This is a genomic window from Mogibacterium neglectum, assembly GCF_030644205.1.
Classification (GTDB): Bacteria; Bacillota; Clostridia; order Peptostreptococcales; family Anaerovoracaceae; genus Mogibacterium; species Mogibacterium neglectum.
Genome location: NZ_CP128647.1, coordinates 1,700,483 through 1,720,274, shown reverse-complemented (window position 1 = coordinate 1,720,274; position 19,792 = coordinate 1,700,483). Strand labels below are relative to the sequence as shown.

Annotated in this window: 16 protein-coding genes; 14 read left to right on the top strand and 2 right to left on the bottom strand. The window is 42.9% G+C overall.

What is annotated here, in order from left to right; translation table 11 throughout:
* Positions 1 to 6: 6 nt before the first annotated feature.
* The 10 genes from QU661_RS08165 to QU661_RS08120 all read left to right on the top strand — a co-directional run bounded on the left by QU661_RS08165 (position 7) and on the right by QU661_RS08120 (position 10,369).
* Positions 7 to 2,100 carry an LTA synthase family protein gene (locus tag QU661_RS08165; RefSeq protein WP_304989722.1) on the top strand — a complete coding sequence of 698 codons (2,094 nt, stop codon included), beginning with the start codon at positions 7 to 9 and terminating at the stop codon, positions 2,098 to 2,100.
* Between the two features lie 14 nt (positions 2,101 to 2,114).
* Positions 2,115 to 3,704: a transcription termination factor Rho gene (gene rho / locus QU661_RS08160; protein WP_304989721.1), complete on the top strand. Its 1,590-nt coding sequence runs from the start codon at positions 2,115 to 2,117 to the stop codon at positions 3,702 to 3,704.
* 14 nt (positions 3,705 to 3,718) lie between these two features.
* The gene (prmC, locus tag QU661_RS08155) at positions 3,719 to 5,653 is read left to right on the top strand and encodes a peptide chain release factor N(5)-glutamine methyltransferase (RefSeq protein ID WP_304989720.1); all 1,935 of its coding nucleotides are present in this window, start codon (positions 3,719 to 3,721) and stop codon (positions 5,651 to 5,653) included.
* Positions 5,654 to 5,730: 77 nt separating this feature from the next.
* Positions 5,731 to 6,813 carry a D-alanine--D-alanine ligase family protein gene (locus QU661_RS08150; protein WP_304989719.1) on the top strand — a complete coding sequence of 361 codons (1,083 nt, stop codon included), beginning with the start codon at positions 5,731 to 5,733 and terminating at the stop codon, positions 6,811 to 6,813.
* Between the two features lie 256 nt (positions 6,814 to 7,069).
* Positions 7,070 to 7,669, top strand: a complete 600-nt coding sequence (locus tag QU661_RS08145) for a helix-turn-helix domain-containing protein (protein ID WP_304989718.1) — start codon at positions 7,070 to 7,072, stop codon at positions 7,667 to 7,669.
* 246 nt (positions 7,670 to 7,915) lie between these two features.
* Positions 7,916 to 8,374: a hypothetical protein gene (locus QU661_RS08140; protein ID WP_304989717.1), complete on the top strand. Its 459-nt coding sequence runs from the start codon at positions 7,916 to 7,918 to the stop codon at positions 8,372 to 8,374.
* A gap of 18 nt (positions 8,375 to 8,392) precedes the next feature.
* Complete coding sequence (locus QU661_RS08135) at positions 8,393 to 8,617, top strand: helix-turn-helix domain-containing protein (RefSeq protein ID WP_304989716.1); 225 nt, start codon at positions 8,393 to 8,395, stop codon at positions 8,615 to 8,617.
* Positions 8,618 to 8,780: 163 nt separating this feature from the next.
* Complete coding sequence (locus QU661_RS08130; protein WP_304989715.1) at positions 8,781 to 9,191, top strand: hypothetical protein; 411 nt, start codon at positions 8,781 to 8,783, stop codon at positions 9,189 to 9,191.
* A 42-nt stretch (positions 9,192 to 9,233) separates the two neighbouring features.
* Positions 9,234 to 9,776 (top strand): hypothetical protein, encoded by a 543-nt coding sequence (locus tag QU661_RS08125; RefSeq protein WP_304989714.1) that lies wholly within the window; start codon positions 9,234 to 9,236, stop codon positions 9,774 to 9,776.
* Positions 9,777 to 9,880: 104 nt separating this feature from the next.
* Positions 9,881 to 10,369 carry a hypothetical protein gene (locus QU661_RS08120; protein WP_304989713.1) on the top strand — a complete coding sequence of 163 codons (489 nt, stop codon included), beginning with the start codon at positions 9,881 to 9,883 and terminating at the stop codon, positions 10,367 to 10,369.
* A 76-nt stretch (positions 10,370 to 10,445) separates the two neighbouring features.
* Here the strand turns inward: QU661_RS08120 and QU661_RS08115 are convergent, their stop codons facing one another.
* Together QU661_RS08115 and coaBC are read right to left on the bottom strand one after the other, a co-directional pair.
* The gene (locus QU661_RS08115) at positions 10,446 to 15,203 is read right to left on the bottom strand and encodes a hypothetical protein (RefSeq protein ID WP_304989712.1); all 4,758 of its coding nucleotides are present in this window, start codon (positions 15,201 to 15,203) and stop codon (positions 10,446 to 10,448) included.
* Between the two features lie 120 nt (positions 15,204 to 15,323).
* The gene (coaBC, locus tag QU661_RS08110) at positions 15,324 to 16,526 is read right to left on the bottom strand and encodes a bifunctional phosphopantothenoylcysteine decarboxylase/phosphopantothenate--cysteine ligase CoaBC (protein ID WP_304989711.1); all 1,203 of its coding nucleotides are present in this window, start codon (positions 16,524 to 16,526) and stop codon (positions 15,324 to 15,326) included.
* A gap of 222 nt (positions 16,527 to 16,748) precedes the next feature.
* Here coaBC and rpmE point away from each other — a divergent pair, with 222 nt between their 5' ends.
* The 4 genes from rpmE (at position 16,749) to rpiB (ending at position 19,768) form a co-directional block, all read left to right on the top strand.
* A complete protein-coding gene (gene rpmE / locus QU661_RS08105) occupies positions 16,749 to 16,946 on the top strand; it encodes a 50S ribosomal protein L31 (protein ID WP_304989710.1) in 198 nt (65 codons plus the stop codon).
* Positions 16,947 to 17,152: 206 nt separating this feature from the next.
* Positions 17,153 to 18,217 carry a peptide chain release factor 1 gene (gene prfA, locus QU661_RS08100; protein ID WP_304989709.1) on the top strand — a complete coding sequence of 355 codons (1,065 nt, stop codon included), beginning with the start codon at positions 17,153 to 17,155 and terminating at the stop codon, positions 18,215 to 18,217.
* Positions 18,218 to 18,234: 17 nt separating this feature from the next.
* Positions 18,235 to 19,227, top strand: a complete 993-nt coding sequence (locus tag QU661_RS08095; RefSeq protein ID WP_304989708.1) for an L-threonylcarbamoyladenylate synthase — start codon at positions 18,235 to 18,237, stop codon at positions 19,225 to 19,227.
* 112 nt (positions 19,228 to 19,339) lie between these two features.
* The gene (rpiB, locus tag QU661_RS08090) at positions 19,340 to 19,768 is read left to right on the top strand and encodes a ribose 5-phosphate isomerase B (RefSeq protein ID WP_304989707.1); all 429 of its coding nucleotides are present in this window, start codon (positions 19,340 to 19,342) and stop codon (positions 19,766 to 19,768) included.
* Positions 19,769 to 19,792 lie beyond the last annotated feature (24 nt).

The following is a 19,792-nucleotide window of genomic DNA, read 5'->3' as shown; positions in this document are numbered from 1 at the left end:
CTTAATATGAAAGTTAAGAATTTCTGTAGAGGGGTTCTGGCAAAGATAAGGGGTGGCGCACATAAGGTGCACGACAAGTACCGTGCGAGATTTCCAAAGAAGGTACCGAAATTAAATGACGGAAAACTGCATGATAGAAAGTTCATTTTAAAGCTTGCGATTGCGTCAATTTTGATGAACCTATACATCGAGACATTTGCACGAATTACGAGCGGAGTCTTAGATGGCGCTATGTTTTTATTCAAGCACCCAATCATTTTCTTATATAACTGTTTGATCATATTCGCGACGATGTGCCTTGCACTAATGTTCAGGAAGCGAGGCTTTGCATTCCTAATACTATGCACAGTATGGGGGATTCTAGGAACTGTCAACGGCGTCATCCTGCTCAAGCGAATGACCCCTTTCACACTTTATGACTTGCAAAACACAAAGGACGGCTTCTCACTGCTCACCACATATTATTCAAAGGCACAGATTACTCTAGGTGCTGCAATCATTGGTGTTGCACTACTCATAGTTGTACTTTATTACATAAATTGCTACAAGTGGACTAATCTAAATTACAAGAAGGAACTAGGGATAATTGTTGTCGCAATTGCAACATGTTTTGGCAGTACGCTCGGTCTTATTGAGACTAAGGCGCTCAGCACATTCTTCGGAAACCTCAACTATGCGTATAGAGATTACGGATTTGCGTACTGTTTCTTAAACACCTCTGTAAATAAAGGAATTAAAAAGCCTAACCATTACTCGAAGAAAGAAATACAATCAATTCTCGAAAATTACACCAAGAATGGGACAAATACCACTCTTGTGCAGAAAAACGATGCAAAGAAATATCCTAATATCATCATTTTGCAACTAGAATCATTCTCTTATGCGCAGGATTACAAAAATATCAAGGTTTCAAATGACCCAACCCCAAATTTCACAAATCTAATGAAAAACTATTCTACAGGCTGGTTTAAGGTTCCGGCATGCGGAGCTGGAACGGCTAACACGGAGTTTGAGGTATTAACTGGTATCAGCTCTAGATTCTTTGGACCAGGAGAATATCCATATAAGGGTAAGCTTCGTGAACAATCTCTCGAGAGCCTCGGATATGTACTAAAGAGTCATGGTTATAATACACATGCAATGCACGACCACAGAGCATTATTCTATAACCGTAATGAGGTATATGCATCGCTCGGATTTGATAACTTTACATCACTCGAATACATGAATAACATTGTCAAAACGCCAACTGGGTGGGCTAAGGATAAGGTCATGACCGACGATATCATGAATATAATTACAAAGTCAGATACGAGGGATTTGCTACATATTATCTCTGTGCAAGGACATGGTGCATATCCGACAGAGCGTGTATTCAAGGATCCATATACAACGGTAACTGCAAAGGATGAAGCTACTAAGTGGAAGTACGAGTATTATGTAAATGAACTTCATGAAATGGATGAATTTACAGGAGACTTGCTCAAGAAGATAGAAGAATCTGGCGAGCCTACCGTCGTGCTAATCTATGGAGACCACATCCCTGCGCTTGATATCAAGGAATCTGAATACGGCACAGGTGACCTCTACCAGACTAGATATGTAATATGGGATAATATTGGTCTTAAAAAGAATGACAAGGATATCACCTCATACGAGGTTACTGCCGATATCCTTAAGAATGTTGGACTGGGTCATCAGGGCGTAATCTTTGATTACGAGCAGACTGCAGATAAGAACTCTAAGGACTACAATAAGAACCTGAAAGCGCTCGCTTATGACATGCTATATGGCAAGAACTATGTATTTGGCGGTAAGAACCCATATAAGCGGACAAAGATGCGCATGGGATACAAGAAAATTAAGATTGATGGCATAATCTCAATCGGTAAGAAATACTACATAAAAGGACAGAATTTCACAGAGCACAGTACAGTCAGCCTAAACGGAAAGGTGCTTAAGACTGTATATCTAAGTCCGACATTACTTGGACTAAGTGAGAAAATCGACCAAAAGGACGTCAAGAAGCTACGAGTAAGCCAGATTGACTCCAAAGATGAGACAATCCTATCAACTATAGGTGGCAACGAGGAGCTATAAGTCCGGGAGGAACAATGGAAAAGGAAAAGAAAAGCACAGTTATGGAGTCAACAGGAGCTACGAAAGCTAAAAAGACAACAAAAGCAATGAAGAAAGCAGAAACTACTGTAGATACGAAAACAACAAAGAAAGCGGAATCTGCAAAGACCACAAAGGCATCAGAAACCAAAATGGGTACAACTACAGCCAAAAGGGCTAGATCAAAGGCGAGCGAAGCAGTGACAAAAGCAACCCTAGCTAAAGCTACTAGAACCAAGAAAGTGGCAGCAAAAATCAAAAAGACCGAAGCCGCTGAAGAGGCTATAGCTGTGGAAAATGATGAAATCAAAGAGATAAGTGATTCTGTAGATACTCCAGTTATAAGCGAAGCTTTTGCAGTAAGTAAAGAAGAAGCGCTAGATAATGAAGAAAATAAGCCTGAAGAAATTCATGGTAGCACAGATGCTGAAGATACAGAGGATTCTGAAGAGAGAAGCAATGAACAGGACCGCCCAGAGGTCGAGGGGATCCTAGAAATCGCAGAAGCGGGATTTGGCTTCCTGAGATTTAACAACTTCCTAACATCTGAGAAGGATATTTACGTATCACAGACTCAGATTAGAAGGTTCGGCCTCAGAACTGGCGATAAGATTCGCTGCATCTCGAGGCATCCTAATCAAGGCGAGAGATTCGGAGCACTTCTATATGTGAAAGAAGTGAACGGTGAATCACCGATTAGCGCGAGGCGAAGACCTCATTTTGACAGATTGACACCGATTTTCCCGAACGAGAAAATCGTGCTCGAAGACACGAGCATCAAGTTGGCGATGAGAGCCATGGACTTAGTCGCACCTATCGGCAAGGGTCAGCGTGGTCTTATCGTAGCCCAGCCTAAGGCGGGTAAGACGGTTCTGCTCAAGCAGATTGCAGCGAGCATAGAGAAGAAGTATCCAGAGATTGAGATGATTGTACTCCTCGTAGACGAGAGACCTGAAGAGGTTACGGATATGAAGAGGGCGCTCACTCGCTCTGAGGTAATATATTCGACATTCGATGAGCTGCCTGCGCACCACGTAAAGGTTGCGGAGATGGTAATTCAGAGGGCAAAGCGCTTAGCAGAAGAGGGCAAAGACGTAGTCATTCTACTGGACAGCATCACCAGGCTCGCGCGCGCATATAACATGGAGACGCCATCGTCGGGAAGAACGCTATCTGGCGGACTTGATCCTGGGGCTCTTCATGCTCCAAAGAAATTTTTTGGTGCGGCAAGAAACCTCGAGGAGGGCGGCAGTATAACGATACTAGCAACTGCTCTCGTAGATACGGGGAGCAGGATGGACGATGTAATATATGAGGAATTCAAAGGTACAGGTAACATGGAGCTTCACCTCGACAGACAGCTCAGTGAACGCAGAATATTCCCTGCAATTGATTTGGCAAAGTCTAGCACGAGGAAGGAAGAGCTTCTCTTAGATGATAATGAATATCTCGTGATGAACATGATGAGACGTGAGATGTCGGCGGGAAATCCTGCTGACGTCGCGGAGAAGGTACTCGACAACCTGAGCCATACCAAGTGCAACAAGGACTTCGTAGATGTGATGCTCAAGGAGCTGAATTTCTAACAGTCGGAGGAAAGATGGATTATAGTAAGATTTTCATCAAGGACGCTAAGCCGACCAAGATTGGCGGTCAGGCGGTAATGGAAGGCGTAATGATGCGCGGCGCAGACAAACAGTCGCTTTCGGTCAGACTTCCTAATGGCGATATAAAGCTAGAGATAGAGGATATCAAGCCACCGTCTAAGGTGACTAAGGTACCATTTGTGAGAGGAGTGGTGAGCTTTTTCTCATCGCTGATTTCAGGAATGAAGACGCTGATGCGCTCATCCGAAATCCTCGAAGAAGCAATGCCTGAAGAGGAACAAGAAGATTCGAGCAAGTTCGACCAGTGGCTGGAGAAAAAGTTCAACCCTAAGACCGTGTGGAATGTCATGCTCGGCATCTCAGTTGCGATATCGCTGCTCATCACGGTTGTCGTGTTTGTAATCATGCCGACATACAGCGTGAATTTACTTAAGCACTTGACCAAGAATACGGTGCTGCTCAACCTAGCAGAAGGTGTGCTGAGGCTATTGATTTTCGTGCTGTATGTGCTGGCTATTTCCAAGATGAACGACGTCAAGAGACTTTTTCAGTATCACGGTGCAGAGCATGAGTCGATTCACTGCTTTGAGAATGGTCTTGAGTTAACTCCTGCAAATGCCAAGGAGTTCTACACACTTCATCCTCGCTGCGGAACTAGCTTCCTCATGTTCGTAATGATTATCAGCCTTGTGCTGTTCTCATTTCTCGGATGGCCAAATCTAGCATGGCGAATCATATCTAGACTTCTTCTTATGCCAGTAATTGCAGGCCTCAGCTATGAGCTCCTTAGGTGGGCTGGTAGAAGTGATAATGCGGTCGTTAGGGTGCTAAGCTGGCCAGGCCTCATGATGCAGAAGCTAACAACTAGAGAGCCAGACGAAGAGCAGCTTGAAGTTGCGATAACATCACTTAAGGCTGTGCTTGGTGAACTTGAGTCTGGTGTAATAAGCAAACAGGATGAAGATGTTAGCGACGATTTAGATGAGGAAAATCAAGATGAGGAGCTCGATTCCATCTTCGATGAACTCGAAGATAAGAGGTACAGCGAGGACGAGACGATGGTCAAGAACTTAGTTAGTGCTGGAAGGTCGAAGCTAGGGGAAGCAGGCATCAGCAATCCAAACGGAGATGCGGATGATATATTCTGCTACGTAACTGGATTTACACATAACGAGATAATAACGAGAGACACAGAGCTGCTCGATAGTTCTGATGTCGAAGCATATAGAGAGAGAATTGACCAGCGCGCATCGGGAGTTCCACTTCAGTACATCACAAAGGTACAGGAATTCATGGGTCTGCCGTTCTGTGTAAATGAAAACGTTCTCATCCCAAGGCTCGACACGGAAGTGCTCGTAGAACAGGTACTGGGCATCATCAGCGGCATGGAACTAGAGAATCCGAAGATACTCGACCTGTGTGCGGGCAGCGGAGCAATCGGAATTTCGATTGCAAGCTTATCGCAAGGTGCTCGTGTCAAGCTATCGGATATCAGTGAGAAGGCGCTCGAAGTCGCCAGAAAGAATGCGGAAATCAACGGCGTACTGGACAGGATAAGCTTTGCACTCGGCAACATGTTTTCGTCGCTTGATGGAGATGAGAAGTTCGACCTAATCGTCAGCAACCCACCTTACATCAAGTCAGAGATTATCGAGACACTCGACCCAGAGGTGAAGGATCACGAGCCAAGGCTTGCGCTAGACGGTGGTGAGGACGGTCTTGATGCATATAAGGTTATTGCAAATAACGCTTCCGCTCACCTCAAGGAAGGCGGAGTGCTCGCACTCGAGATAGGGTATGATCAGGGCGAAGCTGTATCATTCCTACTGGAGAGAACGCACTACTATAAGCCAGCCGCGATTATCAAGGATCTGGCTGGAATGAACAGAGTCGTTATAGCCGAGAAAAAACCGGCAGAAGAAAAGTAAATATTTTAAGGCAAGGTACCCGCTGTATAGAGCGTGTGCGGATAGCTTAGCCATTCACCAGATATGGGAGGTTATTGATGAATATTGCAGTTATATTTGGAGGAAGGTCCGATGAACATGAGGTATCACGAAGTTCAGCGGTAAATGTCATCAAGGGACTCAATTCTGACCACTATGAAATTACTAAAATTGGAATAACTAAAGAGGGCAGATGGTATCTGACCGAGGCAAGTACAGATGAAATCGCTAGCGGTGCTTGGGAAAATAGACCTGATAACAAACAGGTGTGCATCCCTGCGGATCCGACGGTACACGGAATCCTCGTTTTCGACGAAGAGGATAGAGCGACCGCAAAGAGCATAGACTGCATCATACCAGTGCTTCACGGAGATAACGGAGAAGACGGAACAGTGCAGGGACTCTTTGAGCTTGCGGAAATTCCATATGTTGGTCCTGGAGTAAAGGCTTCTGCTAATGGAATGGATAAATCATTTACCAAGATTATCGTGGGCGAGGCTGACATCACTCAGGCGAAGTACTGCGTGATTAAGAAGAAGGATTTTGCCGATGATCGTGAGGGAGAAATTATGAATGCTCTCAGCACGAATGACGGAAAGCTACCGCTGTTCGTTAAGCCGTCTTCGGCTGGATCCTCGGTTGGAGCTTCTAAGGTCGAGAAGAAGTCAGAGCTCGAAGGGGCTATTGAAAATGCATTTAAGTATGATGACAAAGTCCTCGTCGAAGAGATGATTGTCGGCAGAGAGATGGAAGTTGCGGTTCTCGGCAATCACAATCCGAAGGCATCCTGCGTGGGAGAGATTCTATCCGCTGGCGAATTCTACGATTACGATGCGAAGTACAACAACCCTGAATCACAGACGAGAGTTGTCGATGATATTCCGATGAGCAAGCAGAAGGAGATTAGAAACTGCGCCGTTGAGATATTCAAGGTAATGGACTGCCGCGGACTATCTAGAGTTGATTTCTTCTATACTGAAGACGGCAGAGTTGTGTTTAATGAGATTAATACGATGCCAGGATTTACGAATATCAGCATGTATCCACAGCTGTGGGAAGCGATGGGCATAGATCAGCCAACCTTGCTGGACAGTTTGATTAAGCTGGCGATTGAAGAGCATACGTATGATGAGAAATATTAATTGAGATGGATAAAGCCTAGGAGTGAATTCCTGGGCTTTTGTTGTATAAGTAAAACCATGCGTTGAATGCGTGTTCTTGTTTGTAGATAAAAAATTTAATACCGAGTTTAAAGATTCGATATTCGATAATAAAACATAACTACAAAGTTTCCAATGTCACAATTTGTGGCAATTTTTTTATGATTTGTGCTGGTGAAACACTGGAGAGTTCTTTTATAATTTTCTAAAATCAGATTAAAGAAAGGAGGATAGTACAGTGAAAATTGGGTCAATTATTAAAGAGAAACGTACTAAATTAGGCTTAACACAAGATGACTTAGCTAAAAAGCTGCAAGTTTCAAGATCTACTATTTCAAACTGGGAGATTAATAGAAATTATCCAGATATAAAGCTAATAGTTAATATCTCAAATATTTTGGATATTCCACTGAATGAGCTATTGCAGGAGGATAGTGATATTGTGAATAGACTTTCTGAAGATACAATTATTAGAAAAAAGATAAGTAAAAGAAATAAAATACTGTATTTCTTAATTTTTATTTTAATAATAAGTCTTTTGTCAGTTGCAATTTATTTCAGTAATATAAATGATATCTCAAATAAAAAAGAAATTGTAGGTGCATACATATCTAATGAGAAGTTATACATAAAAACAGATTTGCCTATATATAAAAGTATTGGTGGATACTTCGTTGATATAAATAATAATACTATAGAAGTTTCCATATTTACAAAATTGTCATTTAAACACAATGAAAAGATATCAATTCCAATTTCTAAAGAGAATCTTAAAGGAATTAATAGGGTAAGGTTTATCTATAATGGGCATAATTACAAGACAATTTCTTTAGAGTAAATAGCAGAACTTAATAAGATAAAAAAATAATGACTTTAAATTTACCTTGGAGTCATTATTTTTTTACCATTTGTGAGGGTCAATATAAAGAAAGTTAGTCAAAATGTATTTTATTAGAACAAAATACGAGCCAAAACATATTGTTTTTCGATATGCTATGAGGTAAGATTTAGATAAAGTAAAGGTATCAGGAAATACATTTCGCAATTAAATATGTAATATTCGTAAGACGAAAGGAGCATCACCATGAATAAGGATAATATAACTTTTAAGCTAACAAGAGCAATATTGATAGTATTTACACTAGCAACTATGCTAGCAATTATACTAGGTAGTATCGATATTTTGACAAAACAATTTACAAACTATGAAGCCGTAACTGAAGCCTTATATGGAATAGTTATTACAGTAGGGATAGTTATCGTGATAGCTAAACTGTGGATGCTACCAAGTATAAATGAGGGATTTTCCCTAAAAGAAGCAAAGACTTGCAAATCTATTGCTAACATCTTTCTATTTGAATTCGCATGCGAGCTAATTCATGGGGTATTATCAAATAAAGGCGAACGTATATTTGAGATATTTAATGTAAAAGTATCTATTTTAATGATAGTCTTTCTTTTATGTGCATTTGCATTTATGTCGGTAGGAAAGCTAATAATCAAATATATTGAACTGCAAGAAGATAACAAGTTAACAGTGTAGACAGCGGGAATATAAAACATGTCAATCAAAATAAATTTAGACAGTATCCTCGAGAGCCGAAACGTGACGATTCGTGAATTATCTGAGGCAATCGATATAACTCCAGCTAATATTTCGATATTAAAAAATAACCGTGCAAGAGCAATTCGGTTTACAACACTAGATAAAATGTGTACATATCTGGATTGCGAGCCTGGCGATATACTCGTGTATGAGAAAGATGCGGTAGATGTGAATGACTGACTATATGACGAGAGCAGCAAATAATGCTGTTCTCGTCATAGCTTTTTGAAATATGATTAAAGGTACTGTTAGCAACTATATAAAATACTTGATAGTGTACAGTGATATATGATAGAGTGTCACTGAAATTTATATCTAATAAAAAATTGGAGAAGTGTGTATCATGATAAAGAAGATTTCATCTATTGTTATTTTAGTCTGCATTATTTTATTTAATATCACACCAATCGTTATAGCAGCTGACTATGCCGAACTTGGTGATTCATCAGCAGCAAGCGGAAGCTTATCAGAAGAAACAGAACAAACAGCAGATAACACACCCAGCATAAGTGGTGTGAATGTTTCTGGTGACTTTAATGAGGGTACTCGTGGCCCCGACTATTTTAAGAATATCAAAATTGATTTGATAGGAGAGAATCTTACGGATGACAACTTCCTAACTGAAGAAGGCCTTAGATGGACGGATAAAACAGAAGTTGAGCTTATATCAGGCACGGAGGTTGGAGAGCTCAATCGTAGCTCTAATTTTGGCTCTGAAAGACCTGGCATCCCTGTTAAGTTGTATCTAAACTAACAAAGAAGCTAAAAACATTATTTAAAAAGAAGTAGATTAAGCATGAATAAAAATAGAATAATAGGCATTAGTATAGTAGTGCTAATTATGGGGATATTGTTAATAATTGCCAACCTATACATAGACTACAATCTCAGAAAATACTCCGTTTACTATGCCCACAACATGACGCATAAGGAGGGAACACATCCAGAGATGGCAATGGCATTAGAGAACATAAAGGTTATACGTACACCCGCGAGTAGAGGAATAAGGTATGACTATGATGGACTGGCGAAAGTGTATAACGAAAGAAATAATGGCAACAGTCCTTCGATTTGCGCAACGTATGTATACGGAGTGGAATATCTGTATTCGAATTCAAAGGATAGAAGTTATATATTTAACTCTGATTTTTCATTAAAAGCAATTTATAATTCTAATACAGCTAAGATGGAGTATGAAAAAAGTGATATCGACGACGAAGAATTATATAAGGAGGTTTATAACAACTTCGGTTTCCTCGTCAAAGCCAACGTCAATCACAAGCCTCTAATCAATATGCAGAAAGAATTCAACAAGAAGTATTATAAGCGGTTCAACTAAAGAAATTGTAGAAAGAAAAGGAGTAAACTATGCTCAGCAAGTTGATAAATAGGATGCTTATAATTACTTGTTGCTTGCTCGTAGGAGTCGGGGTGGTTTTTGTAATGTGGTATGTAAAAAGAAACCTGACAGAATACTCGGTTTATTATGCAATTCATATTGAACATTCAAAAGGTACACATCCAGATTTTGCAATGGTGATAGACAATTTGGATGCTATTAAGCAACCAAAGGTAGACAAAGTGGTCTACAGACCAGATAGTGGCGTTTCGGGGGCATTTAGTGGCAGAGTTTATATTTATAACGAAGCCCATTCCGTTGACGGTAAAACGCCGGAGCTCTACATGTGGCATGGTGATGATGATGCCTATATCTATATTGACAATAGAGGGATAAGATATGAATTCGATAAAGCTTTTAAGTTGAGAAGAGTATATGCTTATGATGAAATAGATATACATACGATAGACGAGAAAGCTATCAGTGATGAGCTGTATAAGTATTTCGGCTTTCTTATAAAGGCTAACGATAAAAAGCCAAAGATTAATTTGCAGTGGCTTTTTAACAAGAAATACTATAAGCGGTTCAACTAATAATTGAATATAGAATTTGATAAATGCAAAAGAACCCCAGCTTAGCACTGCTAAGCTGGGGTTCTTTAAATATCAACTACTTCTTAAACATATGCAGCCTCTCAGCCCTACGTATATCATTTTCGATAAAATCGGAAGCTGCGAAGGAGCTGTCGTACTCGAGACCTGGTGGCAACATTGGCGTGCAAGGTCTTGAGATGACTGCTCCGAGCAGCTTCTGTGTCAGCTTGCGGCCGTACTCGGCCTGGTACTCCTGCTCGAGTATGCGAAGGATGTCCCGAGCATTCTCGAGGCAGGTAATTGAATACTTATATACCTTATCCATATCGTTTTCGCCCACGAAGCTGAAAGTCGTATATGGCAGCATCAGATTAATCGTCCTGTGCTCCTTAGAGTCGTCGACTAGCTCGAGGCTGTCACCGCCAAAGAATGGATAGCTGTCATGCTCATTTATCCAAATCGAGATATCTGGTAGGAAATAAGCACCCTCAACTGGAATTTCTCGTTCTTTCATAGTATCTAACGCTCTGCCAGTAAGTACTCCTACGATTACCTTTCGAAGGTCAATTCCCGCGTCCTTAATCAGAGGCGCGATGTGGTTTAAACGCTGACCATTGTGAAGGAAGTCATCAACTAATATCGCAGGCTTTTCAAAGGACTTGATAGTTGTTATCTGCTCCTGTAGCGGTGCGTAGTTACGGTATTCTCGGATAGTGAATCCCGATAAATCATTCTTAAAATACTTATCCGTCCTAAGAGCCTTTGTTACTGTATTAGGTATGACCACATCCGAAAGTGCCTTGCCGTATGGGACCGCCATATAAGGACCACGATTCTTCATAGGATCGGAAGCTGCAGGTACTCCATTTTCAGATGTAACCATATTTACGATGCGGCTATATACTGCACTAGGATTAAAAGTCAGTATCAGCTTGCCAGGAAATAGCTCATTAAAAGTCTTAAGGAGCTTTGCATGAGCATCATCTGCAGCTTTAATAATCCTAGGGTTCTTGTTGAACGGAGCCTTGATACACGCTTCGACATCTCTAAATAGCACGATTGGTGCTTTCATATCCACTGCATAGATTGGTTCTTCCTCACTGCTAGAGATATTGACAAATCCATGGTGGATTAAAAGGTCAATCGTATCCTCGTCCATACCTGCAGGATTTACAGGGCGATAGATTACGTAAGTGTAATCTTCATCGAGGAGTTCCGTCATAATCTCCGTGAGCAGAATCTGATTAAGGTTGGAAACACCTGCATTTGCATCATCTTTTGCATAAAATGCACCGATTGAAGCTATCGAGCCAAGCGCACTCTTTCTAATCGTAGAAGCTACTTCGCTGCTGCCGAATTCCTCGAGCAGGTCATTCGCACGAAGCTTTCTAGTCGATGCAAACGCAGAGAGCACAGGCTCTTCTCGTTCTCCAGACCTAGCTTTTATCAGGATTGATTTCGTAGCAGGATCATCAAGGTATTCGCTGAGAACCAAGGGGTCGTAGCCAGCCGTCTCTAAATCATCGCTAAGTGGCATGGTGAAACCAGCATCCATGTGTTCAAAGGCGCTGAAGTTGATATTGTTAGCGGTAAGCACTTCTTTATATGCAGGCTCATGCTTATAGAGGTTCATATCGTATATGTAGTTCTGCACAACTGGGTCGAGCAGCGTGCCGATATCTCGCCCGAGGTCAATATTGTTACGAATCCTAGCGGAGCTGACATCCTCAGAATATCTCTTGAGGTGCAGCTTTATAATCTCGCCCGTGATTGGGTAGCCATCACCGCTATCTCTATGCGAATCATCGCTCGACTCTCTATCGAATACAATGTGACCTAGCGAGTGAATCGAATATTCGCTTGGGGCAGCCTTGTAGCAAGCGGCATTTTCAATAGCATCTGAACCTGTAACTATGTATAAATCTTTGCCTGAAAAAAGCTCTCTCAGTCTCCGCATGTCATCCGAATTAGCGAGGTTAATCTGCATATCGTCTGGGAATAGATTTAAGCCCTCTTCACTGCTAATGGACATAGCGAGAATGTTCCTACGCAGTGCATGAGGCAACATCTTCTTGGTCCAAGAAAGCTCATCTAGTGCCAGATACACTTCAAATCCCATGTCCCTTATAGTCGTTGCAATCGCCTTGTGCCCAAGAGTGAACGGGTCAAATGCACCAGGGAAGAATGCGACTTTGTCATACTCCCTAAACTCAAATTTCCCAACTTCATCAACATATGTAGCGATAAATCTGTATATATAATTTAACACCGCCGCGTTGTTGTAGAATTCTAGTCCGATATCATCACCAATTAGCGGAATCACAGCAGCTAGTCTCTTGAAACAGTGAGATGCAACCCAGCCCTTTGAATCGAGAGTCATGACTTCGCTGCCAAATATTCTCATTCCAAGTACCCGTAATGCTTCCTGCGATAGCGCAATATTGTAATGACTGATAGCCTTGATAATCATGCCGAGTAGTCTACTCTTGTACTTCTCCGCATTCTTGCCAGGTTCAGGTAGCCTGTCGTAGTTCTCTAGGAGCACTGCCATAGTGCTTAGCGATGCAGCTGCCGACTTGCTATTCCCCGTATATAACATAGTTTCAAGCGCTTCGATTGTCTCACTCTGTTCGTTGTCAGGCTGATACATCATAAGGTGCCCTAGATAGCCAGGAATGTACTTAAGGAACTGATAGTCACTTAGTTCGAGACCGTTGAAGAGGTCGATACAGAGCTCGTTTATCTGATCGCTAGGCATACTGTTAGCAAGTTCTATCAAGCATTCGCCAGCATGCTTACGAACTACGATAGCCTCACTGACTTTGATCAGGTTTACAAAATGCGTTGCGATGTGCATAACATTGTAGCCCTGCTTTGCTACCGTGAACATGTAATCTATGTTAGCGAGTTTAGATATCCAGGATGTACTAGTCTTTAGATTGTCCAGAAATAGTGATGAAGGCACCGACTCAGTCACATCTCGTTTGTTGGATATTCCAAGAATGCTCAGGCGTCTCACATCTACATCTATGCCTGAGTCATGGAAGAATCGCTCAATCACAGCGAGTGCAAGGAGATCAGTATCCTGACTGTAGCTGTTAAGGATATCCTTTGTAAAGAACATTAGGCTTTCCAGGAACGATTCTGGCATTAGATCCTTATCGATATTGAGTGCAGTGCTGCATAGAACGATAATTGTCTGCTCATCGAGATCAGCTACGTGGTAATAGTCCTCGAGGACATCAAAATACTTGCTGCGGCACGAAGGTCTGCAGTTTTTAACGACTTCATTTACAAAATCAGGCGTCGCCTCGATGATACGCTTCCTATGAAAATCCGTATGCTTTCTAGATGGCATGAAAAGCTTCTCGAGGTAACTAGAAAACTGTGTGATATTAGTGGTATCAGAATCCCTTGTGGGTACTGATTTTGGTAGCTCTTTCTTGTATTCCTCGCGAAATCTTGCGACTATCTGGCCCATTATCTGAGCGGCTTGCTCTCTGAGGTCGCTCTCTCTGTTAAAAAGCATGTCGTACATGAAATCGAGGACTATTACCTTCTGATCCTCCGTCATGTAGGATTTGTACTCGCCGAGAATATTCAAATAAGTTCTGATATTGCTCCACTGAGACTCGCTCCTAGCGCGTTCAAGAAGACTGGAGAACTCAGCTGGACTATTGAATATCTTCATGAGGCGAATATTGTGCTCTATTGCTCTAAACTTGAGCTGTGAAGTAGCCTCAGGTCCACTTAAGAGGGCTAGATCTCTGACCTTTGGAGCGCACCTAAAGTGCGGGGTCTCGGCCCAATCCTCTGGGAGGTCAGTGGTTACACCGTTTTCGCGCATGAACTCCTCGAAGTCGAGAAGCTTGTTATACACCTTCTCATATCTGTGGTTCTTTGCTTCGTTTATATTATCAAATTTATTGAGGACTACATCGAATGCTTCTTCCAATGTAAAGAAGTTTATGGTCTCTTGATTATCCTCGTCCCTTATGCTTCTCACGCGGAAATCGGCGTATATGAGCAGTAGTGACTCTACGGATAGATTCTCTAGCTCGAGGTCCCAAGTCGAGTGATTTGCAGCGATGTGCATGATGGTCGGCAGCCCAAATCTAGTCAGGCAGTAGTCCGTGTAATAGTAGTGAAGGTAAGGAACACGGCGCTCTTCTTCCTTGCGGCAGCCGTATTTACCAATATCGTGCGATGCTGCAGCGGCAGATAAGAGCCCGAGATCGACGTTGATTCCAGCATCGCAAAGCTGTCTTGCTGTGTACATAGCAACGTAGTGAACTCCGCTTACATGACCGAGCGTGTTAAAAGGTGAGATATCGGAGCTAAGTCTCATGAACTCATAGACATAATTGATCCTAACGAGTTTATTAAATCTTAGATACTCATCAGTAAATCCCTTGCTCATTATCTCTTCATCGCTGAGAAGGTTGATATCATAGCAAGGATCGAATGGAAGAGTCTTCCTTTCATACTCGTACACGCCACGCATGAGCTGTAGCAAGATATTTCTCCCAGCTTTGAATTTATCTGGGTCTTGTGGTCCGTCCAAGTGAGGGAATATCAAGTTGAGGAGATATAGCCTCGTATGCTCGAGCCAACCTTCACGTGGAGCGACCTCAAGCTCTGGAGTATAGCGCGAACAGATGCTTAGAATTACTTTACTGTCGAACCGTCCGTGCTTACCCGAATGGTAATACAGCTCGTACACCATCTCGACGAAATCCTCGCGTTCTGTACGCATCGCCATTACATCGCTATCTAATCCAGCAGCTTCGATGAAGTCGGGGTTCAATAGAGCCCCTTTGATTGTGTTTATCATTAATGCCTTGTTGTCCATCTCTAATACCGTTTATCAATTTTCAATAACTCGCCTTGCAAAAGTTTCTATCTTAATTCTTAATTGCCGACATAAATCGGGACTTAAGTTAGAAGCTTGCGATTAGTTAGTTTTCTCGCCGAGCATCTTGGCCTTGCCTAGAATCGCCATCGCTGTATCGAATTTACTGAGCTTACCCAGTTCCGTCTCATCTTCTTTAGTTATAAGGGTAACTATATTGGTGTCCCCGCCGAAGCCAGCGCCTACTTCCTTTAGGCTGTTCGCACATATCATGTCGAGACCTTTGCGCTCGAGCTTGCTGCGGGAGTTTTCGAGCAAATTTTGAGTTTCCATCGAGAAACCACAGATAATCTGATCAGGTCTTCTAATCTTCTTGAGCTCAGCCAAGATATCAGAGGTTCTCTTGAGCTCTATGACCATATTGCCGTCCTGCTTCTTGATCTTCTCATCAGATGTATAAACTGGTGTATAGTCTGAAACTGCAGCAGCCTTGAATATGTAATCCGCCTTAGGCGCATGCTTTAGCACTTCCTCGCACATTTCGGCAGAAGTTGTAATCTCAATCGTGTTCAGATAAGGAATTGGCTCTAAACTAGTCTTGCCAGTGATGAGCGTAACCTGCGCTCCCCTATAAGCAGCAGCTTTAGCTAGCGCATATCCCATGCGCCCAGTCGAATGGTTGGTGATGTATCTAACTGGATCGATTGCTTCCTGAGTAGCGCCAGCGGTAACGAGCACCTTCTTGCTAGCGAGGTCTTTTGCGTATGCCAAGTCAAAGAGGATTTCTTGTAAAATAGACTCTGGCTCAGGCATCTTGCCAACACCCACATCTCCGCAGGCCAGTACTCCGCTTAATGGCTGCATGATTCTGATTCCAACCTTGAGAAGTCTCATGATATTACCCTGAGTGATAGGGTTAAGGAACATCTGCGTATTCATAGCAGGTACGACCAGCTTGGTGCAGTTCGCAGCGAGGAATGTCGTTGTGAGCATATCGTCAGCCATTCCGTACGATGTTTTAGCGATGAAATTCGCAGTTGCCGGAGCAACGACAAAGTAATCTGCCGCCTTCGCGATAGATATGTGCGCTACATCGAATTTAAAGTCCTTGTCAAATGTATCAGTCATACACTTGTTGCCCGTAAGTGTCTCAAAGACCAGCGGCGAGATGAATTCCGTCGCATTTTTAGTCATGATTACGTGCACATCCGCACGCTCCTTCTTGAGAGCGCTGACTAGAGATGCCGTCTTGTATGCGGCAATTCCGCCTGTGACACCGACAACAACACATTTATCTTTAAGCATGTGACTCCTCCTGTTATCTACATCTTGTGGTTAAATAATATAATATACTTTCATGTGTGATTTCTCAATCATAAACACAGCATTAATCGTATCAAAATGGCTAAAATTCAATACTTACTAGAGTTTTCCCTTGCACAAGATGCTATGCTTTGTTATAATAACAAGGCTATTGGGATAGCACGCGAGTGCACACGATAGACTTTTAAGAAAAGGAGAGCTAGCATGAAGGAAGGAATCCATCCTGATTATAAGGAATGTAAAGTTACTTGCGCATGTGGTAATACCTTTACTACACTTTCAACAACTGACACTATGAGAGTCGAAGTTTGCTCAGAGTGCCACCCATTCTTCACAGGTCAGCAGAAGTTTGCTAACCGTGGTGGACGTGTAGAGAAGTTCAAGAACAAATACAACCTTTAGGAAATTAATATTTAGAGGACGCTGTTTGCAGCGTCCTCATTTTGGAGCGTTTGGAACCACAGGCGGTGGTTTTCCTGACGCTTTTTTCATAGGTGACAAGCAAAGCCGCTCGGGATACTTCGGCGAGTGATAATCGCGGAGCATTTGCAAGGCTTGATAAATATATAAAATTAAGAATATATAACTTATAAGTAAAGGATGTAATTATGTTTGATAAGCTAGATTTTATACTTGAGAAATATGAGGAGCTATCGAAGAAGGTTTCTGACCCCGATGTTATCGCAAAACAGAAGGAATGGCAGAAGCTGATGAAGGAGATGAGCGACCTTGAGCCAATCGTCAAGGAGTACACTGCGTATAAGAAGGCAAAGGAAGAGCTTGAAGAAGCTAAGGGGATCCTCGATATGGAGGATGACGAGGAGCTGCGTGAGATGGCGCGTGAGGAGCTCAAGACTAACGAAGCAGCGATTGAGGAATACACAGAGAACCTTAAGATTCTGCTTCTTCCAAAGGATCCTAACGACGATAAAAACGTAATCCTAGAGATTAGAGCGGGTACGGGTGGAGATGAAGCAGCACTATTTGGAAGCGACCTGCTTCGTATGTATCTCAGATATGCTGAGAGAATGCGCTGGAAGACAGAGCTCATAGAGAGCAATGAGACTGAAATCGGAGGTGTAAAAGAAGTAGTAATGCTGGTCAAGGGGAAGGGCGCATACTCCAGACTCAAGTACGAGAGTGGTGTTCACAGAGTACAGAGGGTTCCAGAGACTGAGTCGGGCGGTAGAGTGCATACATCGGCGGCTTCAGTTGCGGTAATGCCAGAAGTCGACGACGTTGAGGTTAACCTAGATCCTAACGACGTACGTGTAGACGTATATAGGGCATCTGGAAACGGTGGACAGTGTGTAAATACTACGGACTCTGCAGTTAGACTTACGCATATGCCAACTGGTCTCGTAGTAACTTGTCAGGACGAGAAGTCGCAGATTAAGAATAAGGAAAAAGCTTTCAAGGTTCTTAAGTCGAGACTATTCGACCTCATGCAGCAGGAGCAGAACGATAAGATTGCAGCAGAAAGAAAGTCGCAGATTGGCTCCGGAGACAGATCAGAGAGAATTAGAACTTATAACTTCCCACAGAGCAGGATCACAGATCACAGAATCAATCTTACTCTGTACAAGCTTGACTCGTTCCTCGATGGGGACCTCGATGAAGTGATCGATGCACTGATTACCGAGGATCAAGCAGAGAAGATGAGAGATTTCTAAGACGAGAGAGGCATCTAATGAAGACGAGAATTATCCTTCCGGACACTGATGGAATCTCTGAAGCTGGAGCTATTCTGCGTGCAGGCGGACTTGTGGCCTTTCCGACTGAAACGGTATATGGACTCGGGGCAAATGCCCTAGATGCTACCGCTACAAGGCGCATATACGAGGCGAAGGGAAGACCAAGCGATAATCCGATGATCGTCCATGTGGCGAGCATAGATATGCTTAACAGTGTAGCTTGGGGAGTAAGCGATGAACAGAAGGCTCTCATGAGCAAGCTCTGGCCAGGGCCAATTACCTTCGTGCTTCGCAAGAATGCAGGAGTTCCCGAGGTTACAACAGGAGGGCTTGATACAGTTGCGGTCAGATGGCCGTCACGGCGCGAGGCTGCTGAGATTATTGTGGCAGCAGGCGTTCCGATTGCGGCACCGAGCGCTAACCTCTCTGGCAAACCGAGCCCGACGACATTCGAGGATGTTGCCGAGGATATGGACGGCAGAATTGATGCGATAGTTAAGGGCGAGAGGACCGCTATTGGTATAGAGTCAACAGTCCTAGATCTAACATCAGAAGTTCCGACGATACTTAGGCCAGGGTTTATAACTAAGAGCCAGATTGAAGAGGCTGTAGACGGTGAGGTTCAGTATGACCCATCTCTATTCAAAAAGCCTGGAGCAGATGACTTCCATCCGAAGTCACCTGGTATGAAGTACAAGCATTACGCACCGAAGGCTGCCGTACGAATAGTAGAAGGTAGCAAAGATGCGGTATGCGCAGCGATTGCTGAGCTAGAGGATGAGGCATTGTCGAACAACATGCGGACAGCAGTACTTGACTACATGGGGAATGGTGACAAGGCGGCGAATAACTTCTTTGCAGACCTTAGGCAGTGCGATAGAGACGGTGTGGATATAATTTACATAGCGGCGTACGACTGGGACGAAGTCGGATTTTCCGTCATGAACAGGATGGTCAAGTCGGCAGGGTATGACATCGTGAATGTTTAAAATATTTAGAATATTTACGAACACGGAGAATGTAAAAATTATATTATTTATATGACATATATCGCTGATGTACATGCTATAAACACAGCGGAGATATGCTAGGAGGGATTATATGAAGATTGCTATTGGCTGCGATCACGCAGGGTATCCGCTCAAGGTGGCAGTTAAGGACAAGCTGCTCAAGGAAGGGTTCGAAGTAGTTGATTTTGGAACTGATTCGGTAGAGTCTGTTGATTATCCAGGTTATGGAAAAGCTGTTGGAAAAGCAGTCGCTGATGGAGAGGCTGAGAAGGGAATCGTTATCTGTGGATCCGGCATAGGAATTTCTATCGCAGCGAATAAAGTCAAGGGCGTTAGATGTGCGCTCTGCACTTCCGTAGAGATGGCGGAGATGTCGAGAAGGCACAATGACGCAAATGTGCTTGCGATGGGTGCGAGGATGATAGAGCAGGATTTGGCATTTGAAATTGTCGATAAGTGGCTAGCGACAGATTTTGAAGGCGGAAAGCACCTTCGTCGCATAAACATGCTTGATGAATAACGTATTTTGTATATACTTAATAAT